This window comes from Duganella sacchari, assembly GCF_900143065.1.
Classification (GTDB): Bacteria; Pseudomonadota; Gammaproteobacteria; order Burkholderiales; family Burkholderiaceae_D; genus Rugamonas; species Rugamonas sacchari.
The window spans coordinates 211270-229710 of the sequence record NZ_FRCX01000003.1 but is presented as its reverse complement, the minus strand read 5'-3'; the positions used below and the strand labels follow the sequence as shown (position 1 = coordinate 229710).

The window sequence follows — 18441 nt, the reverse complement described above, 5'->3', positions numbered from 1 at the left end:
ACGGAAGCCCGCTATGCCTCCACTGGTTGCGCTCGGCGGCTCCGCCGGAAGTCTGGACGCGCTCATGCAATTCTTCGAACTGCTGCCGCACGATAGCGGCCTGGCGTTCATTGTGGTGGTGCATCTGGCTGCCAAGGAGGAAAGCCTGCTGCCGGAGTTGCTGCAACGGCGCTGCGGCTTGCCCGTGATGCGCGCAAAGAACCGCCAGCTTATCGAACCCAACCATGTGTATGTGATTACACCTGGACGCAAGCTGACCCAGCGCGGCAGCCGGCTGCAGGTCACCTCGCAGCATGACCGCGTGGCCGTGATTGACATGCTGTTTGCTTCAATCGCAGCGTCGGCGCAAGGCCCCATCGCCGGTATTTTGCTGTCCGGTGCGGATGCCGACGGCGCTGCCGGCCTGCAGCAGATCAGCGATGCCGGCGGCCTGGTGCTGGTGCAAGACCCGGAAGAAGCCACGCAAAGCACCATGCCGTGCGCGGCCATCGCCACCGGTTGTGTGCACGCCGTGTTGCGCGTGGCAGAGATGCCGGCACGGCTGTTCGCCCACTTCCAGCTCAGCGCGGTACTGCGCCAGCCATCGCCGCCGCCCGCGCTGGAAGGTAACCACACCGCCAGGCTGACCACCAGGGAGGCAGAACTGGTGCGCGACGTGGTCCAGTGCCTGCACCAGCGTACCGGCCATGATTTTTCCTGTTTCCGACAGAACATCGTGCTGCGGCACCTGCGCCGGCGGATCGCGCTGACCGACATGAAAAACGAGGCCAGCTACCTGGCCCTGATGGCGGCGGACGCGGCCGAACCGGCGGCGCTGGTGCGCGAACTGCTGGTGTCGGTGACCGGATTTTTCCGCGACGCCGACGCCTTTGCGGCACTGGCCAGCCATCTGCCGCAGCTGTTCGAGGGCAAGGGCGAAATGGATTTTCTGCGCGTCTGGGTGCCCGCCTGCGCCACCGGCGAAGAAGCGTATTCCATCGCCATCCTGCTGCTGGAATACGCGCAGACCTTGCCGCACCCGCCCGGTATTCAGGTGTTTGGCAGCGATCTGGACACTGCCGCGATTGAAACAGCGCGCAGCGGATGCTACCGGGCCAGCGTCGCCGAGACCGTGGGCTTGCAGCGCCTGCACCACTTCTTTCACCAGGAAGTCAACGGCTACCGCGTGCAGCGTGAGCTGCGCCAGATCGTGCTGTTTGCCGAACATGACGTGGTGCGCGATCCACCGTTCAGCCACATTGACCTGATCTGCTGCCGCAATCTGTTCATCTATCTCAACCGCGATGTGCAACGGCACATGATCGAGGTGTTTGATTTTTCGCTGGAACAGCACGGCCTGCTGTTCCTCGGACTGGCCGAAGGTCTGCTAGGCGTCAGCAGCACCTTCCAGCCGCTGGACCGCAAATACCGCATCTACCGCCGCAACGCGCCACAGCAACCACAGCCGTCAAGAACCAACCATATCCAGCGTTCGCTGCTCATGGAGCAGAACGTGCACGGCCAGACCTTGCGCGTGAAAGAGGAAGCCCGGCTGCATCAGCTGCAGGCACAGCTGGCACTGCTGCAGCAGCGCCTGCACGGTACGGAGCCGCAGCAGCCATTGCAGCGCATCACCCAGGAACTGCATGCCACGCTGGAAGAGCTGGAAATCAACCGCCAGGAGCTGCGCTCGATGAACGCGGAACTGTCGGCCGTCAATCTGGAGCTGAGCGGGAAAATCGACGAGCTGGAGCAGAGCAATACCGACCTCAGCAACCTGATGAATGCGGCCGCGATTCCGATGGTGGTTCTGAACCGCGAGCTGAGAATCATGCGCTACACGCCGCGCGCGCTGGACCTGTTCCGGCTGATTCCAGCCGACGTCGGACGCGCGCTGAGCGATCTGCGCAATGATCTGGTGTATCCCGCGCTGCAGGAAGACGTCCAACGGCTGTTGAACGGCGGTGACGCGATCGAACGGGAAATCCGCACCCAATCAGGCCTGTGGCTGGTGGCACGTGTCCTGCCGTATCACACCCAGCAGCAGCAGCTGGTAGGCGTGGTGCTGACCTTCTTTGACATCACGGAACGCAAGCGTTCGGAAGCGGCGCTGCTGGCGTCGGAAGAAAAACTGCGCACCTTCATCAGCGCCACTTCCGAGATGGTGTATGAAATGAGCGCCGACTGGCTGGTCATGCGTTCGCTCAAAGGCAAGGATTTTATCGTCAGCACGGACACCCCGCGCAGCGACTGGATGGAAGCCTATATTCCCCAGGACGAACAGGCGCAGTTGTGGAACGCGATCCATGCAGCGATTGCCACGCGTGCGCCGTTTGAACTGAAGCACCGCATCGTCCGTCTTGACGGCACCAGCGGCTGGGTATTCACGCGCGCCATTCCGCTGTGCGACGACCAGGGCGAAATCGTCAAATGGTTCGGCGCCGCCAGCGACATCACCGTACAGCGCCGCGCGGTGGATGACTTGCTGGAAAGTGCGGAACGGCAAACCTTTCTGCTCAAGCTGGCGGACGGCCTGCGGCCACTCAGCGATGCGGTGGAAATCCAGGTCGCCGCCGCCCGCATCCTGGGTGAACAGCTGGGCGCGGACAGGGTGTATTTTGACGAGCTGCGCCGCCAGGAAGGCATTGGCATCATCCGTTCCGAATACATCCGCAGTGGCGGCCACAGCAATGCCGGTACGTACAGCTACGCCGATTTCAACGAGGCCATCCTGGTGCTGGAAGCGGGCCTGACCTATAGCGTAGCCGACGTGCCGCTGTCGGAGCTGCTGTGCGCGCGCAGCAAGGCCGCCTTTGCGGCGATGGACATTGCCTCGGTCATCGCGATCCCGCTGCAGAAAGATGACGAATCGTACTGGTCGCTGGTGGTGGCGTCGGCAACGCCGCGCATCTGGAGCGCACGCGAAACCGCGCTCCAGCGCGAGACCGTCGAACGCACCTGGGAGGCGGCCCAGCGCGCCCGCGCCGAAAACGCCCTGTGGGACGCGGTGCGCGGACACAAGGACCAGCAACTGACCTGATCGGCAGCGGCAGGTCCTGGTCCGGCACCTCGGACAGCATGGTTTCAGAACTCAATCTGCCTGAACAGGTGCAGATAGGCACGGCTGACAGGCAGTTCCTCGGGGCGCTTTTTCAGCTTGACCAGCATGCGGCCGCGGAAGTCGCGCCGTGTGCCTGCCACGTGCCTGACCGCCACCACCGTGCTGCGATGTACCTGCCAGAACAGGCTGGCATCCAGGCCGGCGATTAACTCCGCCAGCGGCGTGCGTATCAATGATTCGCCTTCTTCGGTAAACACTGACACGTACTTGTCATTGGCCTCGAAGTAGATCACCTCGTCCAGCGCGATCAAGCGCGTTTCGTTGCCGTGCGCAGCCAGGATCCACGCCAGCGAACGAGTGGCCACTGGCGGTGCGAGCGCGGCTTCCAGCCTGGCCAGTAGCGCGGCGGTGGGACGCGCACGGTCCGTCGCCGCCAGTTGCCGCTTGAGCCTGTCCACAGCACGGCGCAGGCGCTCGCGCGTCGGTGGCTTGAGCAGATAATCCACCGCCTCGCGCTCGAAAGCGTCCACCGCGTACTGATCGTGCGCGGTGACGAAGACCACGTGCGGCACCGCGTTGAAAGCCTGCAGCCGCTGGGCCACTTCCAGACCCGTCAGTCCCGGCATGCGGATATCGAGAAACACCACGGACGGCGCCAGCTCGCCGATCAGCCGCAATGCATCGACGCCATTGCTGGCGGCAGCAACCACCGTGAGCTCCGGCCATAGCGCGGCCAGTTCTGCCTGCAAAAAATCGACGAGTACCGGTTCGTCGTCAGCGATCAGTGCGGTGTACATGTGCTCTCGATGTGGGGAATGCGCAAGCTGACGCTGACGCCGCCGGACGCATTGGTGGTGATGTTCAGGCTACCGTCCTTGCCATACAGCGCCACAATCCGTTCACGCAGGTTGGACAGGCCGACGCCGCCACCCACCTTGCCCGCTCCATTGGCGCGCAAGCCGACGCCGGTGTCGCTGATGACGATGCACAGCTGGTGCTGTTCGATGGCTGCCGTCAGCATGATCTCGCCACCGGCAATATTGGGTTCCAGCCCGTGGCTGATCGCATTTTCAATCACCGGCTGGAGCAGCATGGGCGGCAGTGATATACCGGCAGCCTCGTCCGTTACCGCGATGCGGTAGCGCAGGCGTTCGCCCATGCGCAGCTTCATCAGTTCCAGATAAGCTGTGATGGCATCGACTTGCCTCTGCAGTGGCGCATCGGTATCGCGGCTGGCGGCCAGCGTCATGCGCAGGTAGTCGATCAAACGCTCCAGCAGCAGGCGCGCACGCGCTGGGGCAGGGTCAATCAGGCCAACGGCGTTAGCCAGGGTGTTATAGAGAAAGTGCGGCTCGATCTGGGCTTGCAGCATCCGCAGCTGCGCTTGCAAGGCCCGGTGGTCGGCCTCCAGCACGCGATGCTGTTCCGCCGCCAACAGCTCCTGCCCTCGCATTTCACGCGCGCGCATCAGCGACAGAAGTAACAGTACGCAGGACACCAGCACCGATACCATGGCAAAGCTCACCACGATTCCCGGCGTGAAGATGGTATGGCGTGCAGCAGCCGGGTTCAGCAGTATGAGGCCGATGAAGTAACCGGCAAACACACCGGCCGTCGGCACCGCCAGGTAATACGCCGTGCGCAGCCAGCCCGGGCATTTGCGCAGCCACGGCCCCAGCAGGACCTGGCCGGCCGCAAACAAAGCGTGGATGGCGTAGGCAATCGCGATCGCAATGACGAAGTCGTTGACCAACTGCGGCAGCAAGCGCTGGCGCGGCAAGTCGTAGGCATACAAGCCAAAAAACAGCAGGCCAAAACCAGTCCCCAGCACTCCAGTGTAGACCAGGTCGCGCGTCAGCCCGGGCTGCCAGCGGCGGAAATATGGGAGCAGTTCAAGAGGGTGGTCGCTGGCCACGTTGCGGTGTCGGGTCACAATGAAAATCCGATTATGCGGCAGGACGGCTCACACTGCCAGAAAATTACCGTGGAAGCATAACGGCGCCGCGTATGGCAGATGCGCCTGCGCCACCGGCCCCTGCGACAGCTGCGCCCCGTCCAGCACTGTCAACACGGATTGCTGCTGCCGCATATCGCAAGCCACACCCAGCAGCCACTGCCCGGCTCCGCCAGCCTTGGGCAGCGGTATATGTTCTTCAACGATCCAGTCCGGCCCATATTCAAAACGGTCCACGCGGCCGCTGTCGAGATCGACGCTGGCCACGCCCGTCATGCCGAATTGGTCCGTGTTGACCGTGGTCGTCATGAAGAGCTGGCGGTAGCGCGCGCCCACTTCCGCTGCCGCTACGCGCGGGAACTCGGTGCCACGCAACAGGGTTTCGCTGCGCGCGGTACCGTTGCGCAGGTTCAGCGTGATGAGCATGCTATCGGTGACTGCTTCGTGCCAATTTTCACCACGCATGACACCGGCCAGCGCACGCAGACCACTATCGTCGGCTGTGAGGCACGCATCAAAGCGCACCGTATCGCCGTCATCCCAACCATTCCCCAAATGGAAAGCCACGCCGGCCGGCATCTCGATGACGCGCTGTAGGCTGAAGTCCGCACGGTTGATCACCAGGGCGCGCAGCGGCCGCTTGCTGTTCCACACATGCGCGTCCAGATAGGTGCGCGCGTCGCTTTCCATGTCGAAGGGCGGCACCAGGAACACCAGGTAGCGCGCCGTGACGACAAAATCATGCACCATGGGCAGGTGCGCTACCTTGACCATGCCGAACCTGCCCAGGGTGCCATCAGCATCAATGCGCCACAACAGCAATTTATTGGCGCCGGGGACCACGCCAAAATTCCACAGCACACCGTCCGGTGTGATCCTGGGGTGGGCAGAAAACGGCATGGCGGCAAGATCGGTACGCCATGCACAGGGGCCGCGTGATGCCAGGCTGGCCGCGTCCAGTTCGGTCGCCGAGCCGCCTTCCCACAGCGCGTACAGCCGGCCCGCGTGCGGCACCACATTGGTGTTGGCGGTGTTGAGCGTATCGTTGTTGCGCACCGGGCGGCGCGCGATATCCGTGCCGAAAGCGGGATACAGAAACTGTCCGGCAGCGGATTCCTCCACATATTTGGGCGTGCCCACAAAACGCGCTGCATGGCCGATGCGGCCGGCCTCGATGCGCCAGGCGTGCACCATGCCGTCGCCATCAAACCAGTGATGGTAGCGTTCGCCACCGAGTTCAAAACGCGCCGGGCCGTTGCGGTAGAAGGTGCCGCTGAGTTCCGCCGGCCAGCGGCCGGTGATCGTGGCCACGCCGCTCAGGCGTTCAGCCGTACAGCCGCGCAGCGCAGCCAGGCGCGGCTGGACCGACAGGTTCGCCAGATAGCGCGCCCTGGTCTCGTCCACTGCAGCCCGGGCCGGCAGCGCCAGCAAGGCGCCACTGGCGGCCAGGCCGTGCAGGAAATCGCGTCGCAGCATGAGCGGTCAGCGCAAATTGATGGTGACCGTACTGCCCGCCGCCGGCAGGTGCAGTACTGACTGTTTGAAGCTCGGCGGTCCATAGTTGCCGGCCGCATCGTTACTGAAGCCGTAAGGTTCGATTGGCATGCCGGCCGCATTGGTATCCAGCTCGCCATTGCCATTCTCATCGTGGAAAATGCTGACGGCATAATCGCCGACCGGCAAATCACGCAGGATCAGCTGCACCTTGCCCGGTTGCGCATCGACTGCGGTCACGCGCATGGGTTGTTTGAGAAACTCCTCGGCACGGCCGTACACCGCAAGCATGACTTTGCCGTTGGCATTTTTCAGACCAGCAACCTGCACAGTCAAATCCGCAGCCTGGACCAGACCGGCAGTGACCAGCACAGCGACAACGATACATTGGATAAACGGCTTCACAGCGACTCCTTTGGATGGCATGGCAAATTGCGATGAGCGCATCTTGCCTCGTGCACTTTACGTCCGCTTGGGTATGAGACGAATCGACGTTCACAGCGCGCGAATGACAGTTTGCGTACGCGAACGGCGCTGAGACGGTGGCCGCTTAGGGTGCTGAGCTCAAAATTAATTCCACAAGGAAACTTAATATATAATAATTATTATTCCTGATACTTTAATTTTTATGCGTCTGAAATCTGCTCTGCTTTCTCTTGGTCTTCTCGCTTTGTCCGCCTGCGGCGGTGGTGGTGGTAGCACTGGCGGCAACAATGCCGGTGTGGGGCCGGGGCCTGTCTCCGGCAATATGCTGTTCATCGGCGATACCGGCAATTACAAACTGGCCGCCATCGATACGCTGACGCCCAAGCCAGGCGCGTTGAGCGCCAAAATTTTCACCAGTGATACCACCCAGTGGCTGGACGGCGCGTTTGACGGCGCCCGTGATGAGTTATATGTGGCCGCGCTGAACAAAATCGACGTGTACGCCAATGCAAGCAAACTGGATGGAACCATCAAACCTGCACGCACCATCAATCCCGATGTCAGCGGCCTGATTTTTGTGCAGCGTGTATTCCTGGACAAGGCCAACGACCGTCTCTACATCGGCATGAAGGCCAGACTCAATGGCGCCGTTGCCGTGTTTGAGCAAGCCAGCAAAATCAACGGCACCGTCACGCCGTCGCGCATCATTTCCGGCCCCATCTTTGGCAACAGCATTACGCTGGATTTTAAACGCAATGTGCTGTATGCCCTGCCTTTATGCTGCAGCAGCCCCACCGAGATCGGCGTGATGGAGCACATTGATACCGCCAGGGGGGAAACTCCGATCACGCGTAGTTTCGCGGTCCCAACCTATGTCAACAACCTTGCGCTGGATAGCAGCCGCGATCGTCTTTATCTGGTTGGCGATGGCAAAGTCCATATCCTGAACAGCGCAAGCACTGCCGTCGGCAGCCCAGCTGTCACATCGCTGGCCCTGCCGACGGCGAGGGGCATCCCTGTCCTCACGATCGACACCGCCAATGACCGCTTGTATACCGGCTCTGGCGCAACTGCGTTTGTACTGGATAACGCCAGTCAGCTGAATAACAGCAGCAATCTGGTGCAAGCGGTAGCGGTCATGGGCACGCCAACGACCAACATCTCTTTCTTCGCTGTGCCTCAGTAATCCAGCGCGCGTCACTCCAGCTTTTGGGTGACACCCACGTAGAGGCGCCGTGCGACGAAATGGTCGTAGCCAGCCTGGCGGAAGGTGCTGGCATTGGTGCGATAGCTGCGTTTGCTGCCGTCGAAAAGATCGTTGGCGTTGACGGTCAGACTCAGCGTCTTGCTCAGCTGGCGTTGCCAGCTCAGGTTCACGCTGCTGCTGGCGCCATACCGGCCCAGCGGCGTGATGCCGGCCGACTGCACATGGGCATCGAGCGCCAGCTTATCCGAACCAAGCTGATAGCCGGCCCGGACATTGCCGTACGCGGCAAGGCCGCTCTGCCGCACCATGCCGGCCAGGTCGGGTGTGGACAACATCACGCGGTAGACGCCGCCGTCCACACCCGCACTCAGCGCCCCGCCGGGCTTCCAGTCAAGCGAACCGGTGACACCCGCAGAGCGCGCCCGGCCGCCATTCTGCCGGGTGGTCATCAGCACGTTGTCGGCAAAGCTGCAGGCGTCCGTCACGGTATCGCTGCTGGCGCGGTAGAAGGCGCCGAGGTTGCTGCTGACTTGCGGCCCTGCGGTATCCGCACTTATCTCCAGTGACGACAGGCGCTGCGGCCTCAGCAGAGGATTGCCACGGCTCAGATTTTGCGCATCGACATAGGTCGTGTCGGGACTGAGATCCAGCGCATCCGGCATTTGCAGGCTGCGGCGGTAGCTCAGCGTTACGTCGGTTTTTTCGCTGTACGCATATTGCACATGCAAGCTGGGATTGAATGCCTGCCAGTGCTGCGTCAGCATCTGGCGCTGCGCCGGACGGACTTGCAGCCGCATCAACTCGGCACGCCCGCCGAGCAGCACTTCCCATTTTCCCTGACGGATCTGTTGCGTCAGATACGCCGCGCCGAGGCGCGTGTTCACCGTGTAGCCGTTGGTGGTATTGGGATCGGGTGTTTCGGCGCCGGTGAGCGGATCGACTGCAGCCTGATAGTTGGACAGATCATCAACCTTGTCCTGGATATCCAGCCCCAGGCCCGACTGGCCATGCGCGCCGGCGCGGCTCCAGTCAAGCGTGGCCTGATTGAGACGGCGCGCCGACCTGGTCGTGCCACGGCTGTAGTCGGTGGCGCGCAGCGGTGCGATAAAGGCGTCACGGTAGGACTTGTCGATGAGGCCCGTGGTACCGCTGTGCTGAAGCATGGCCTTGAGCGCGGCGCCACTGTCCTGGTGGTTGTAGCTGACGCTGGCGCTGTGATCGCTTTGCTCGTTGGGGCCATTGGAGATGCGGTGATAAACGGTTTCAGCCGCTTCCGTGCGATTGTTGTTGAGCACGTCGAAAACCGGACGTGAGCGGCGTGTATTGCGCCGTGCCGACAGGCTGAGGCCGTCAGTCTCACTCAACACATAGTCGGCGCCCAATGCGGCGCTGGCGACGACACGATGGACAAACACTTCCGATGCCTGCCGCGTTTGTCCGGATTGACCGCTGACAGGGTTATGCCAGTCCACCTCGGACTGGCGGATTTTCAGCGTGCCGTCGTGGTGCAGGGCGGCGCTGCCATGCACGCTCAGCCGGTCCCGGGTCAGATCGCCGTCCGCGCCCACATTCCACAGTCCCTGGCTGCTTGTGCTTGCCCGCCACCGGGCATGCGCGCCAGGCTTGCGGTTGCGCTTCATGACGATATTCAAAATCGCACCGCCATTGGCGTTGTAGGCGGCGGAAGGATTGGTGATGACTTCAATGCTGGCGATGTCGGCGCCGCTCATGGTCTGTAGCGCCAGCGCCCGCTCGTCGCCCGTGCCGGACGTGACGGCGGTTGGCTTCCCGTTCACCAGCACCGTGACCTGGGAATTGCCTTTGACGGCAATGCTGCCATCGGCAGTCACCGATACGTCCGGCGTGGATTGCAGAACGTCCTGGGCGTTGCCGTTTTCCGCGCGTGGCATATTGGAGACGTCATACACCGTTTTATCCGGCAGTTTGACGACCAGCGGTTTTTTTGCCACGACCGTCACGCTGGTCGTTACCGGATCGTCTCCGGCATGCACCGCCGCTGGCAGCGCGGCCAGGCCGCACAACGCCAGCCGCGCGCGCATCACAATACGCGTTGCGCCAGTTCGCGCAGGAAGGCGTCACGCGTCTGCCGGCCGGCATAGAGGTCAGCCTCGACCGGATGCTGCAACAGCCGGGCAAACACCACCGTGCGGCCATCTTTGACGGCCCAGCCGACGAACCAGCCGATATCCTGTGCCTGATCCTCACTGCCATCCGGCAGGCGCACGGCGGCCGTGCCGGTTTTACCGTAGACCTCCCAGCCATTCACCGGCTGATCGAGCTTGAGCAGGCGCGCCGTCATGTCGTATGCGTGCGCCGACAGGGGCAGACTGCGGTTCACCACCTTGCGCAGGAAGGCTGCCTGTTCCAGCGCGGAAATCCGCAGCGTCGGGCTGAGTTCGGAGAACGCCACCGCGTCGTCCACGCCCGCCACGCTGGCGATGTCGCGGTTGCCGTATTCAAACGACTGCACATAGTTGCGCACGCTGCCGGCGCCCAGCTGCGACGTCACCTGCTGCGAGTACCAGACGATGGATTCGCGCAACCAGCCGGCCGGATCGGTGCCATGGCGCCAGGATGGATTGCTGGACGCATAGCTTTCCTGGTAGGGCAGGTAGGGCGCATGTTCATCGCGCAGCACACCGCTGTCGAAGCCCATGAGGCTGATGGCAATTTTGAAGGTCGAGGCCGGCGTGACGCGCTCGCCGCACGTTCCCTCGCGCACCAGCGAGGCGCCGTTGGCGGCGTCCACCATCACCGTGCAATCCAGCGCCAGCGCCGCGCCGGCAGACGCGTCCTGCACCTCGGCGCTGCGCCAGCCCAGCGCCGGTTGCAACGCCACGCTGACCACGGCCACCGCCGTCAGGCTGGCCAACGCCAGCCAGCGCGGCCAGCGACGACGCTCCGTGGTTGGCGTGCGAATCAGGCTGATGCGTGCCGCCAGCGTCGGCGCGTGGGCGCCTGCATCGCTGGCGCCAAAGGCCAGCGCCATATCGGCGGGGCGCAGTTGCAGTTTGAATTGCGCCACCAGGGCCGCCGCATAGGCCTTGCGCTCGGCGGGCGGACGGCCGCGCAGTACATCGCGGTCACAACCAAATTCCTGCGCCCAGCCCAGGCGCGCGCGCAGCAGGCGCATGAAGGGATTGAACCAGAACAGGCTTTGCAAGGCGAATGCGGCCACGCTCCAGCACAGGTCGTGACGGCGCCAGTGGGTCAGCTCGTGTTCGACGATTAACTGCTGTTGCAGGGGATCAAACGTGCGCAGATGGCGCGGCAGCAGCAGGCGCGGTTTGCGCAAGCCTTGCAGCATGGGAGAAATCGGCGCGGCGACTTCAATCACATCAGGCAGCGGCACGTGTGCCGCGGCATCCAACGGACTTCCGCTGGCAGCCAGCGCCTCCAGCCAGCGCTGGGCACGGCGCCAGCGCCACACGGCATGACCAAGGCCGAGCAGGTAAAGCAGCAGCCAGGCACGGGCGGCATCGCGCAGCCAGGTATGCCAGGAGAGGGCCGGCGCGGCGGGCGTCAAGTCCGCTGCCGGCGTAACGGTAGCACTGGCCTGCGGCGATGCGGACGCCGCCGGCATGGGCGACGGCGCCTCCTCGTTCATCTCGATCACGGGCACTACCCGCAACCGTTGCGTGGTCGGCAGCAGCATGGCGGCAAACACCACCGCCACCGCGATCTGGCCCAGCAGCCACAGCGAACGATGCTGGGCCAGCGCCGGCAGATATCTGCGGCACAGCAGGGCCACACCCCAGACCGCGCCGCCGGCCGCCAGCGAACCTGCGGCAGCGAGCAGCAGGCGGACCAGGGCGATATCGAAGCCGGTCATTGCTGAGATTCGTCCGCGTCGTCGGGCCAGTTCTGCAGCAATTGCTCGAGCTGGGTCAGTTCCTGCTCGTCCACCAGCTTGCTGCCGGTGAACATGGTGACTGGCAGCGGCGTGTCCATCTCCATCACGCGCTTGCCAAAGTCGCGCGCAAACGCGGCCAGCGTGTCGACCTTTTCCAGCACGGCCTGGTAGACCTGGACGCCATGCACCAGGTGCTGGTTCACCATGCCTTTTTCCAGCATGCGTTCCAGCGTCTTGCGCGTCGATGAGTACGACCAGCCGAGTTCAGCCTCGACTTGCTGGTGGATTTCGCGCGCGCTCAGCGGCTGCTGGCGCCATAAAGCCTTCAACAGGCTCAGTTCGGTAATGGAAGGGACGGACATGGATGACTCGGTATGTGACTATACTAGCAATGATGCGACATTAGTCACATGGAGTCAATATGGCGGGAGAAAATAAGTTGAAGCCGCCGGTTTCTCCAGCGCCCCCAACAGCTTCACCAAGAGAGCGCAGATTGTTAAGTTGCACTGAAATCTGACCCACCTTCCCCACGAATTTGCAACGGAATCTGACCCACGTTAGTAGCACAATTCCCCCTGTCCTTTCGGCAGGAGATCGGAGTGATCGACGTGGCATTGCTAGGAATAATTCGACGCTGGCACCTTCGTGACCAGATCCCCATACGAGAGATTGCCCGACGACTCGGCATCTCGCGCAACACCGTCCGACGCTACCTGCGATCGGAAACTACAGAGCCCTCCTATGCGGAGCGGCGATCATCTAGTGGACTGGATAAATACTCGGTGCAGCTATCAGGCTGGCTAAAGGCCGAGACTACAAAGCCTCGTAAGCAGCGGCGCAGTTTGAAGCAGCTCCACCTGGAACTGAAAGAACTCGGCTATGAAGGGTCATACGACCGCGTGGCAGCGTTTGCCAGGCAGTGGAAGGCGGGTCAATTGGAATGGGTCAATTCTGCGAGCAAACGAACAACCTGCAGACTCGGTGAATACTTTTCCATGAACAGTGTTGCATTTGCGTAGGCAGCAAAAATGGCAATCAGCATGAACGAATAAAAGATAAAAGTAGGTGTCGCGTATGCCCAGTCCAACTGAGTAAAATCGATTTTGCGCCCCACAAAAAATGCAAGTGACAGCATCAAAATTTGGGGCGTAAGATTGCGTAAGAACTCCAAGTACGCCGCTCGGCCTTCTTTGAGAATATACATATGAAGTGCGGATTCAACCGGCCGCGCTGTCCTCTTCGTCAAAGGGCACAACCCTAAACACCATGAAGTTGTATGGGAAGACCCGTGATTTATCCTTGAGCTCGATCATGTTCGTGTCTCGATTCCACTCGTATTGATCCCATTCCCAGTCAGTTGTTTCATCACACTGGACAACTACATATGAGCCATATTGAAGCTTGGCAGAAGTGCCGCTTGCAGCGAAATCAAGGCCCAGCGCAAAGTTATGCACCTGGGTGTTCTTCGATTTGCTTGCAATAGTTTTCACCACGGCCGTGGCCAGGCTGGTGAAGGGTTTTAAGGCTGGCTGTGCAGACAGCAGAAGACCTAAGCCATTTTGAAAGGCGGGGGTGCCCAGTGTGTCGAGCACGGTTTCATCTCCGGAACTGTTGACGTTGATCGAACGTCCTTCGAATGAAATGCCGTTCTTGCCAACCGTCACGCCCATAAAGATCGGCACGCCGGCCATGCCGGCGCCAGAGCCGTCATTGGCATTAAATCGCAGTGCGAAGCGAAGTTCCTCCGTCTCGCCGGCCATCTGGTTCTTCCCGGTGAATTCACACAAGATGAGGTGCTGGCCGCGGCCTGGATATTCCGCGACATAAAACTTATCGAGTGAAATCTTCACCCGTTTGCCGATAATGGCGGCATCGGCAGTAAGCTTGCTGGCGCCCTGCACAGGGACCTTGACCTGATCGCCTGTCGTCACTGGCACAAAACCGAGAATGGAGTCGATATGCTTATACGCCTTCTTCGATCCGAACAGCCCCTGGCCTGCGACCTGGCCGCCGAGAAATTCGGCGGCTGCCTGATTGTCGCCGATGGCCGCAAGATACTCACCAATCTCAGACTGGCTACGAGCCCCCAAGGAATCGCCGCTACTAAATACACTCATGTTCTGGTTCCAATTCGAGTTTGTGAACGCACCGCAGCGCGCTGTTTCATAATTTCCTGGATCTCTTCAAAAATGCCCGTCTGTTGGCTTTGCGCCATTTCAAGCGTCACGGCCAACGCGTATGGAACGGAAGCACCTATCAGGGAGGGGTGTCGCTGTAGAGCCTGAATCCCAATGAAGATGCCTGCGGGATCTGCGGCCTTGACGAGCTTGGCTCCCTCAAACTTAATGTGCAGAAGCGTTCCTCGGTCGCAAGTGGTGCGATTAGGCTGCAACTGACGTTCAACGCCTTCCCATAATGCGGTCTTGCCCTGTGCGTTAACAAGCTTGAGCCCAACTCCCCGATAGTCAACCGAGTGCGTCACAACTGGCGTTGTCCAACTCAAGGTCACGGTGATCGAGCGAACCTCTTTATTGTTAATCATTGCCGTTGGAATGGGAAGACGGTATTCGTGCAACTTGCCCGTAGCGATGAAGTCTTCGGCCAACAGCGTGATTCGATCCTCAGAACCACTGACGATCCTGCGTAGATCAGGTCGACCATAGCCGAAAAACTTGGAGAGGTTGTCCTTTCGCATCACATGCTTGCGCCCATCGATCGGCGGAAACGCCCCATATAAATGCTCAGCGGACTCTCCCCACGCACTACCATGTGCAAGCAAGGTTTTCAGAATAACTGCCCGCGTGCGAAGACTTAGCCAATCTGTTCCTTCTTCTGCCAATGAGTCCTCTACCGCATCGGCAATTTTGTTGCAGGCCCTGGAGAGCAATGCAGCGGCATTGCTGGTGCCGGCTGTGCGCGTCACGTATGTCAGGTCACCCGTCACTGATGGGCTGGCGACCTGGTGGCCCATTCCAGCAGCGGCCAGTGCATGCACCTTCACACCACCCCCTGGTACGTTTGAGCACCCTGCGGTAAATCTGCCACCCTGTTCGACAAGATCAGGCTTCAAACTCCGGTTCACACCAAAGCCAAAAGCCGAGGCCAAATTAGGAACTTCGGCTTCAGGGTAAGGATCAATCACGTTCGTTGGTTTTCCCGCGCCATCAATGTGCAGCGCCCCAACGGTCACACCATTAATCGATTCTGCTGGGCTGAGAATTCCTCGCGTGCCTTTTGCGGCGTTGATGGCATTGAGCAACGCAGCCTCCCGCAGCGCCGGGTTTGCGCCGTTAAATGCATTCAAGTTCGCAAAAAGGTCAACGGGGAAGGACTCCGTGATATTGCCCGCGCTTATCACAAACAACAGATGGTGGTGATGGCTAAAGTAATCGAGGAGGGTGGCCCATGGAGATGGTCTACGTACATATGGGGCATAGGTGTCGCAGATGGAATGATTCACGACGGTGATCCCGGCAAATTCTGGCTTTGTCCGGTTAGACACCAACTCTTTAAGCGCCCGGTAAATCACGCCAATTGGCAGCTTTCCTTTCGGCGTTGTTTCTTGACTTCCTGGATTACTGGTGCAGCTCAGGACAGGGAAAAGGGCGATAGGGCGCGTGATAGCGCCATCGGTTGCCTGCAGGTCACCGTGCACAATCAAGGAGGCCATCGCAGTACCATGATTGCGTGCTGCGGCGGGAACATCCTCGCCTTTGACATCGACTTCGTGAATTGTAAGGCGTTGAGAAAGAGCCGCATGTCCGCTCACCGGGTAACCATCCAGAAGTGCGGTAATGCATCGGCGGGTAGGTAAGGATTGCGAGAAGCTGGCGCCGGTCACTGGCACCTCCGGCGACAACTCAGTCGAGTAAATCGACTGCGGCCGGATCGTCATGATGTCGTCGAACTGCGTTATCGTGTTTCCGGCAGCAAGCTTCTTAGCAACGGCTGCCGGCAAGCTTACCAGGGCGCCCTGATAGCGAATCTCGTTGATATCAACCAGATCGAGCAGCTGTCCGCCGACCTCGACAAGCAAGCGCTTTAAGACCTCAATCGAGTTGTCCCTACGCTCTTTCTCACTTCGGTACCAGAAGTCCAACTCCACCTGTACGTGACGATCGGGGTAGGCGGCAACCAGAAGATCGATGTATTTCGTCAGGGCGGGGTCGATGCGATCTTTCTCAGACCAGCCCCTTAAGTCAGATAAGTAGCCAAAGAGGAGCCATAGCGGTTTATCGGCACGCGTAGGAGGCTCCTCACCGCGGCTATATCGGTTCCACTGCGCCAGGAGATTTTTCAGGCCTTTCGGGCTTGGAATGGTAAGGTATAGAACATTGTTGCCCTGGCCGCCGGCGCCGTCCTCATCATCGTCTCGTTCCTCATCTTCAGCGTCAGAGTCGAGGCTGCGGCTTCCCATCCATTCGAAGCCAAGCGCTTGAGCCGCCACCTCAAAATCAGCAACTTTACCGATTAATTCAAATACTGCGGCACGCTCAGGAACGACATTCCTGGGATCGTAGGCAACTTCAACGCCACTATCAAATTTCGCCAGGTTTTGAAAAACTGAATCAAACTTTTTTCCCAAGCGCTGCAGCTGCTTTACGTACGGGATTTTGCTTGGGGGTGGCGGAGGTTTTCGCCCCGTTATTCGAGGCGCGTCTTTTTGCACTCGGTTTAGCCGTATGATCGGATAATTGGTCGCCATGATCCCTGAGAAGAGTAACATTATTCGATGGGCGTTTTTTTAACCGAGTTAAGACATGGCCAACAGCCTCGGCTGGTGTGATACGCCCTTTGGATAATATTATCTTCCGTTTAACGTCTAAGGTAAAGGCTTCAACCTCAGACATATTCTCGCCGTCCATGCACTCAGCAAACTCATCGGGTGTTACACCGAGCTCGACATCATTTAACGATTTGCCGAATCGAGTGAACCATTGTTTTAATTGCGAACGATCAGGGCGAGTAATTTCAAGCTTTACTTCAAAGCGGCGCCAAACGGCACGGTCCAGTAGTTCAGGATGATTGGTTGCACACACGATGAGTGTATGGCTAGGTAAATGATCCATTTGCACAAGCAACGAGCTAACCACACGCTTTATTTCCCCGGTTTCCTGAGCATCACTACGCTCTTTCCCCACCGCGTCAAACTCATCAAAGAATAAGACGCAAGGATTTAACGTGGCGTAATCGATCAGCTTTCGCAACCGATTCGACGTCTCGCCAAGGAAACTGTCAACGATTGCATCATAGCGAATGGAAAGCAGTGGAAGTGACAACTCAGTAGCCAATGCTTCAGCCAGACTGGTCTTACCATTACCAGGAGGACCAACTAATAAGAGAGTATGTCGGGGCTCAAGAGAATTCGCTCTTAAAAGGGCAGAATGCGAATACTCATAAATAAATTCATTAACCTCTTCAACGATATCGCTCTGCAGGAACAAATCTGCCAGCCTGCGCTTAGCAGGTACGTTATAAACCATCTCGGCAATACGTTCAGGCAACACTTTAGTCGTGCTATTTCCTGCGCTCTGAGGGAGCACATCCAAGCCAGGAAGCTCCGGCTGCTTCGCTGCCTTCTTTTGGGACGCAGCAAGAATAGCCTCCATCGTCCGTTTTAACGCCTGGCGATCGCCTTTTACACTTGTCGACATATCAAATACCTCTTAGTTCAACTGCGCCTTACTGTGCGGCGGCGTGCGTATCCACCGCGAGGCCGAGCGTGCTCTCAAATGCATCAACGAAAGTGATCATGGATTGGCAGAAGGCCCGGATCTTACGCAGCTGATCAATGCGCAATTCGTCAGAAGCAGGCATTTTTTTCTCTTGCCGGGAAACAAAATTATTCGTTTCACTTCTATATCGTTTTGCCGCTACTTCCAATTGCTGTCGAGTTCGATCAATTGCACAGCCAGACTTGCAGAACCGCCACAGTGTGGCACGGTTGATTTGAAGGGCTTTCTCGGCTTTACCAAGGCCACCACACAAAGCAACGATGGCCTGTATCTCTGTGTGAAGAGCGTCGTCTTTTTGAACTTTAGGCATAATCAGGACCAAATAAATATGAAACGATCGTATCACTTCACCCCCAATAACGCAACAAAAAGCATCAAAAACAAACGTATTTCGTTTCACTTTAATTTTTTTTGCCGACATCACGGTCACGATTGCACCATGTTGCAATCGGTATATCATAATGACAAAAAAACCTTTAATTGTACACGAGTAGAGTACTACTGATCTCTTACCCCTTGCAATTTAGCTTCTTAGCGAAGCTATGATTTTGAAAGCCCAAGCCAACTCATATCACAACCATAATTATTGCAATATAAACTATAAATATTCTGTGTGGTTCCTAATATATCTGCGTCAAACGGATCAATGCATCCGGAGGCATGCTTGGGGGTTGTGAAGTCTAGCTTGCATTAGCACACGATATTTGGGTA

14 protein-coding genes and 1 pseudogene are annotated in these 18441 nt (G+C 59.2%); 3 read left to right on the top strand and 12 right to left on the bottom strand.

All coding sequences use genetic code 11. From position 1 onward, the window contains the following. The first annotated feature begins 13 nt into the window (after window positions 1-13). Window positions 14-3019 carry a chemotaxis protein CheB gene (locus tag BUA36_RS07450; RefSeq protein WP_072783060.1) on the top strand — a complete coding sequence of 1002 codons (3006 nt, stop codon included), beginning with the start codon at window positions 14-16 and terminating at the stop codon, window positions 3017-3019. Between the two features lie 44 nt (window positions 3020-3063). On the opposite strand, the gene BUA36_RS07445 is transcribed toward BUA36_RS07450, so the two are convergent. The 4 genes from BUA36_RS07445 to BUA36_RS07430 are packed head-to-tail and all read right to left on the bottom strand — an operon-like array spanning window position 3064 to window position 6893. After that, window positions 3064-3837: a LytR/AlgR family response regulator transcription factor gene (locus BUA36_RS07445; RefSeq protein WP_072783058.1), complete on the bottom strand. Its 774-nt coding sequence runs from the start codon at window positions 3835-3837 to the stop codon at window positions 3064-3066. Beyond that, window positions 3822-4973, bottom strand: coding sequence for a sensor histidine kinase (locus tag BUA36_RS07440; protein WP_139260408.1), 1152 nt, complete (start codon window positions 4971-4973; stop codon window positions 3822-3824). The genes BUA36_RS07445 and BUA36_RS07440 overlap by 16 nt, the downstream gene beginning before the upstream one ends. A gap of 30 nt (window positions 4974-5003) precedes the next feature. Next, a complete protein-coding gene (locus BUA36_RS07435) occupies window positions 5004-6470 on the bottom strand; it encodes a carotenoid oxygenase family protein (protein WP_072783054.1) in 1467 nt (488 codons plus the stop codon). A gap of 6 nt (window positions 6471-6476) precedes the next feature. Further along, window positions 6477-6893: a DUF2141 domain-containing protein gene (locus BUA36_RS07430; protein ID WP_072783052.1), complete on the bottom strand. Its 417-nt coding sequence runs from the start codon at window positions 6891-6893 to the stop codon at window positions 6477-6479. A 223-nt stretch (window positions 6894-7116) separates the two neighbouring features. Between BUA36_RS07430 and BUA36_RS07425 the strand changes: the two genes are divergently transcribed. Beyond that, window positions 7117-8100 (top strand): hypothetical protein, encoded by a 984-nt coding sequence (locus BUA36_RS07425; protein ID WP_139260406.1) that lies wholly within the window; start codon window positions 7117-7119, stop codon window positions 8098-8100. A gap of 11 nt (window positions 8101-8111) precedes the next feature. On the opposite strand, the gene BUA36_RS07420 is transcribed toward BUA36_RS07425, so the two are convergent. The 3 genes from BUA36_RS07420 to BUA36_RS07410 are packed head-to-tail and all read right to left on the bottom strand — an operon-like array spanning window position 8112 to window position 12357. Next, entirely contained in the window at window positions 8112-10181 is a 2070-nt protein-coding gene (locus BUA36_RS07420) for a TonB-dependent receptor (RefSeq protein WP_072783048.1), read from the bottom strand. Further along, window positions 10181-11974 (bottom strand): class D beta-lactamase, encoded by a 1794-nt coding sequence (blaOXA, locus tag BUA36_RS07415; protein ID WP_072783046.1) that lies wholly within the window; start codon window positions 11972-11974, stop codon window positions 10181-10183. Before blaOXA ends, BUA36_RS07420 begins: the two co-directional genes overlap by 1 nt. Next, on the bottom strand, window positions 11971-12357 hold the full coding sequence (locus BUA36_RS07410) for a BlaI/MecI/CopY family transcriptional regulator (protein WP_072783044.1): 387 nt from the start codon (window positions 12355-12357) through the stop codon (window positions 11971-11973). The genes blaOXA and BUA36_RS07410 overlap by 4 nt, the downstream gene beginning before the upstream one ends. Before the next feature lie 237 nt (window positions 12358-12594). On the opposite strand from BUA36_RS07410, the pseudogene BUA36_RS07405 reads away from it, so the two are divergent. Next, window positions 12595-12921, top strand: a pseudogene (locus BUA36_RS07405) (helix-turn-helix domain-containing protein); the annotation flags it as partial. 5 nt (window positions 12922-12926) lie between these two features. Here BUA36_RS07405 and BUA36_RS30665 read toward each other — a convergent pair. The 5 genes from BUA36_RS30665 to BUA36_RS07385 are packed head-to-tail and all read right to left on the bottom strand — an operon-like array spanning window position 12927 to window position 18160. Beyond that, entirely contained in the window at window positions 12927-13199 is a 273-nt protein-coding gene (locus BUA36_RS30665; RefSeq protein WP_167544265.1) for a hypothetical protein, read from the bottom strand. Window positions 13200-13212: 13 nt separating this feature from the next. Continuing rightward, a complete protein-coding gene (locus BUA36_RS07400) occupies window positions 13213-14112 on the bottom strand; it encodes a hypothetical protein (protein ID WP_072783042.1) in 900 nt (299 codons plus the stop codon). Next, window positions 14109-16580, bottom strand: coding sequence for a S8 family serine peptidase (locus BUA36_RS07395; protein WP_072783040.1), 2472 nt, complete (start codon window positions 16578-16580; stop codon window positions 14109-14111). Before BUA36_RS07395 ends, BUA36_RS07400 begins: the two co-directional genes overlap by 4 nt. After that, the gene (locus tag BUA36_RS07390) at window positions 16564-17649 is read right to left on the bottom strand and encodes an AAA family ATPase (RefSeq protein WP_229255639.1); all 1086 of its coding nucleotides are present in this window, start codon (window positions 17647-17649) and stop codon (window positions 16564-16566) included. Before BUA36_RS07390 ends, BUA36_RS07395 begins: the two co-directional genes overlap by 17 nt. A 28-nt stretch (window positions 17650-17677) precedes the next feature. Next, on the bottom strand, window positions 17678-18160 hold the full coding sequence (locus tag BUA36_RS07385; protein WP_139260404.1) for a hypothetical protein: 483 nt from the start codon (window positions 18158-18160) through the stop codon (window positions 17678-17680). Window positions 18161-18441: the final 281 nt, after the last annotated feature.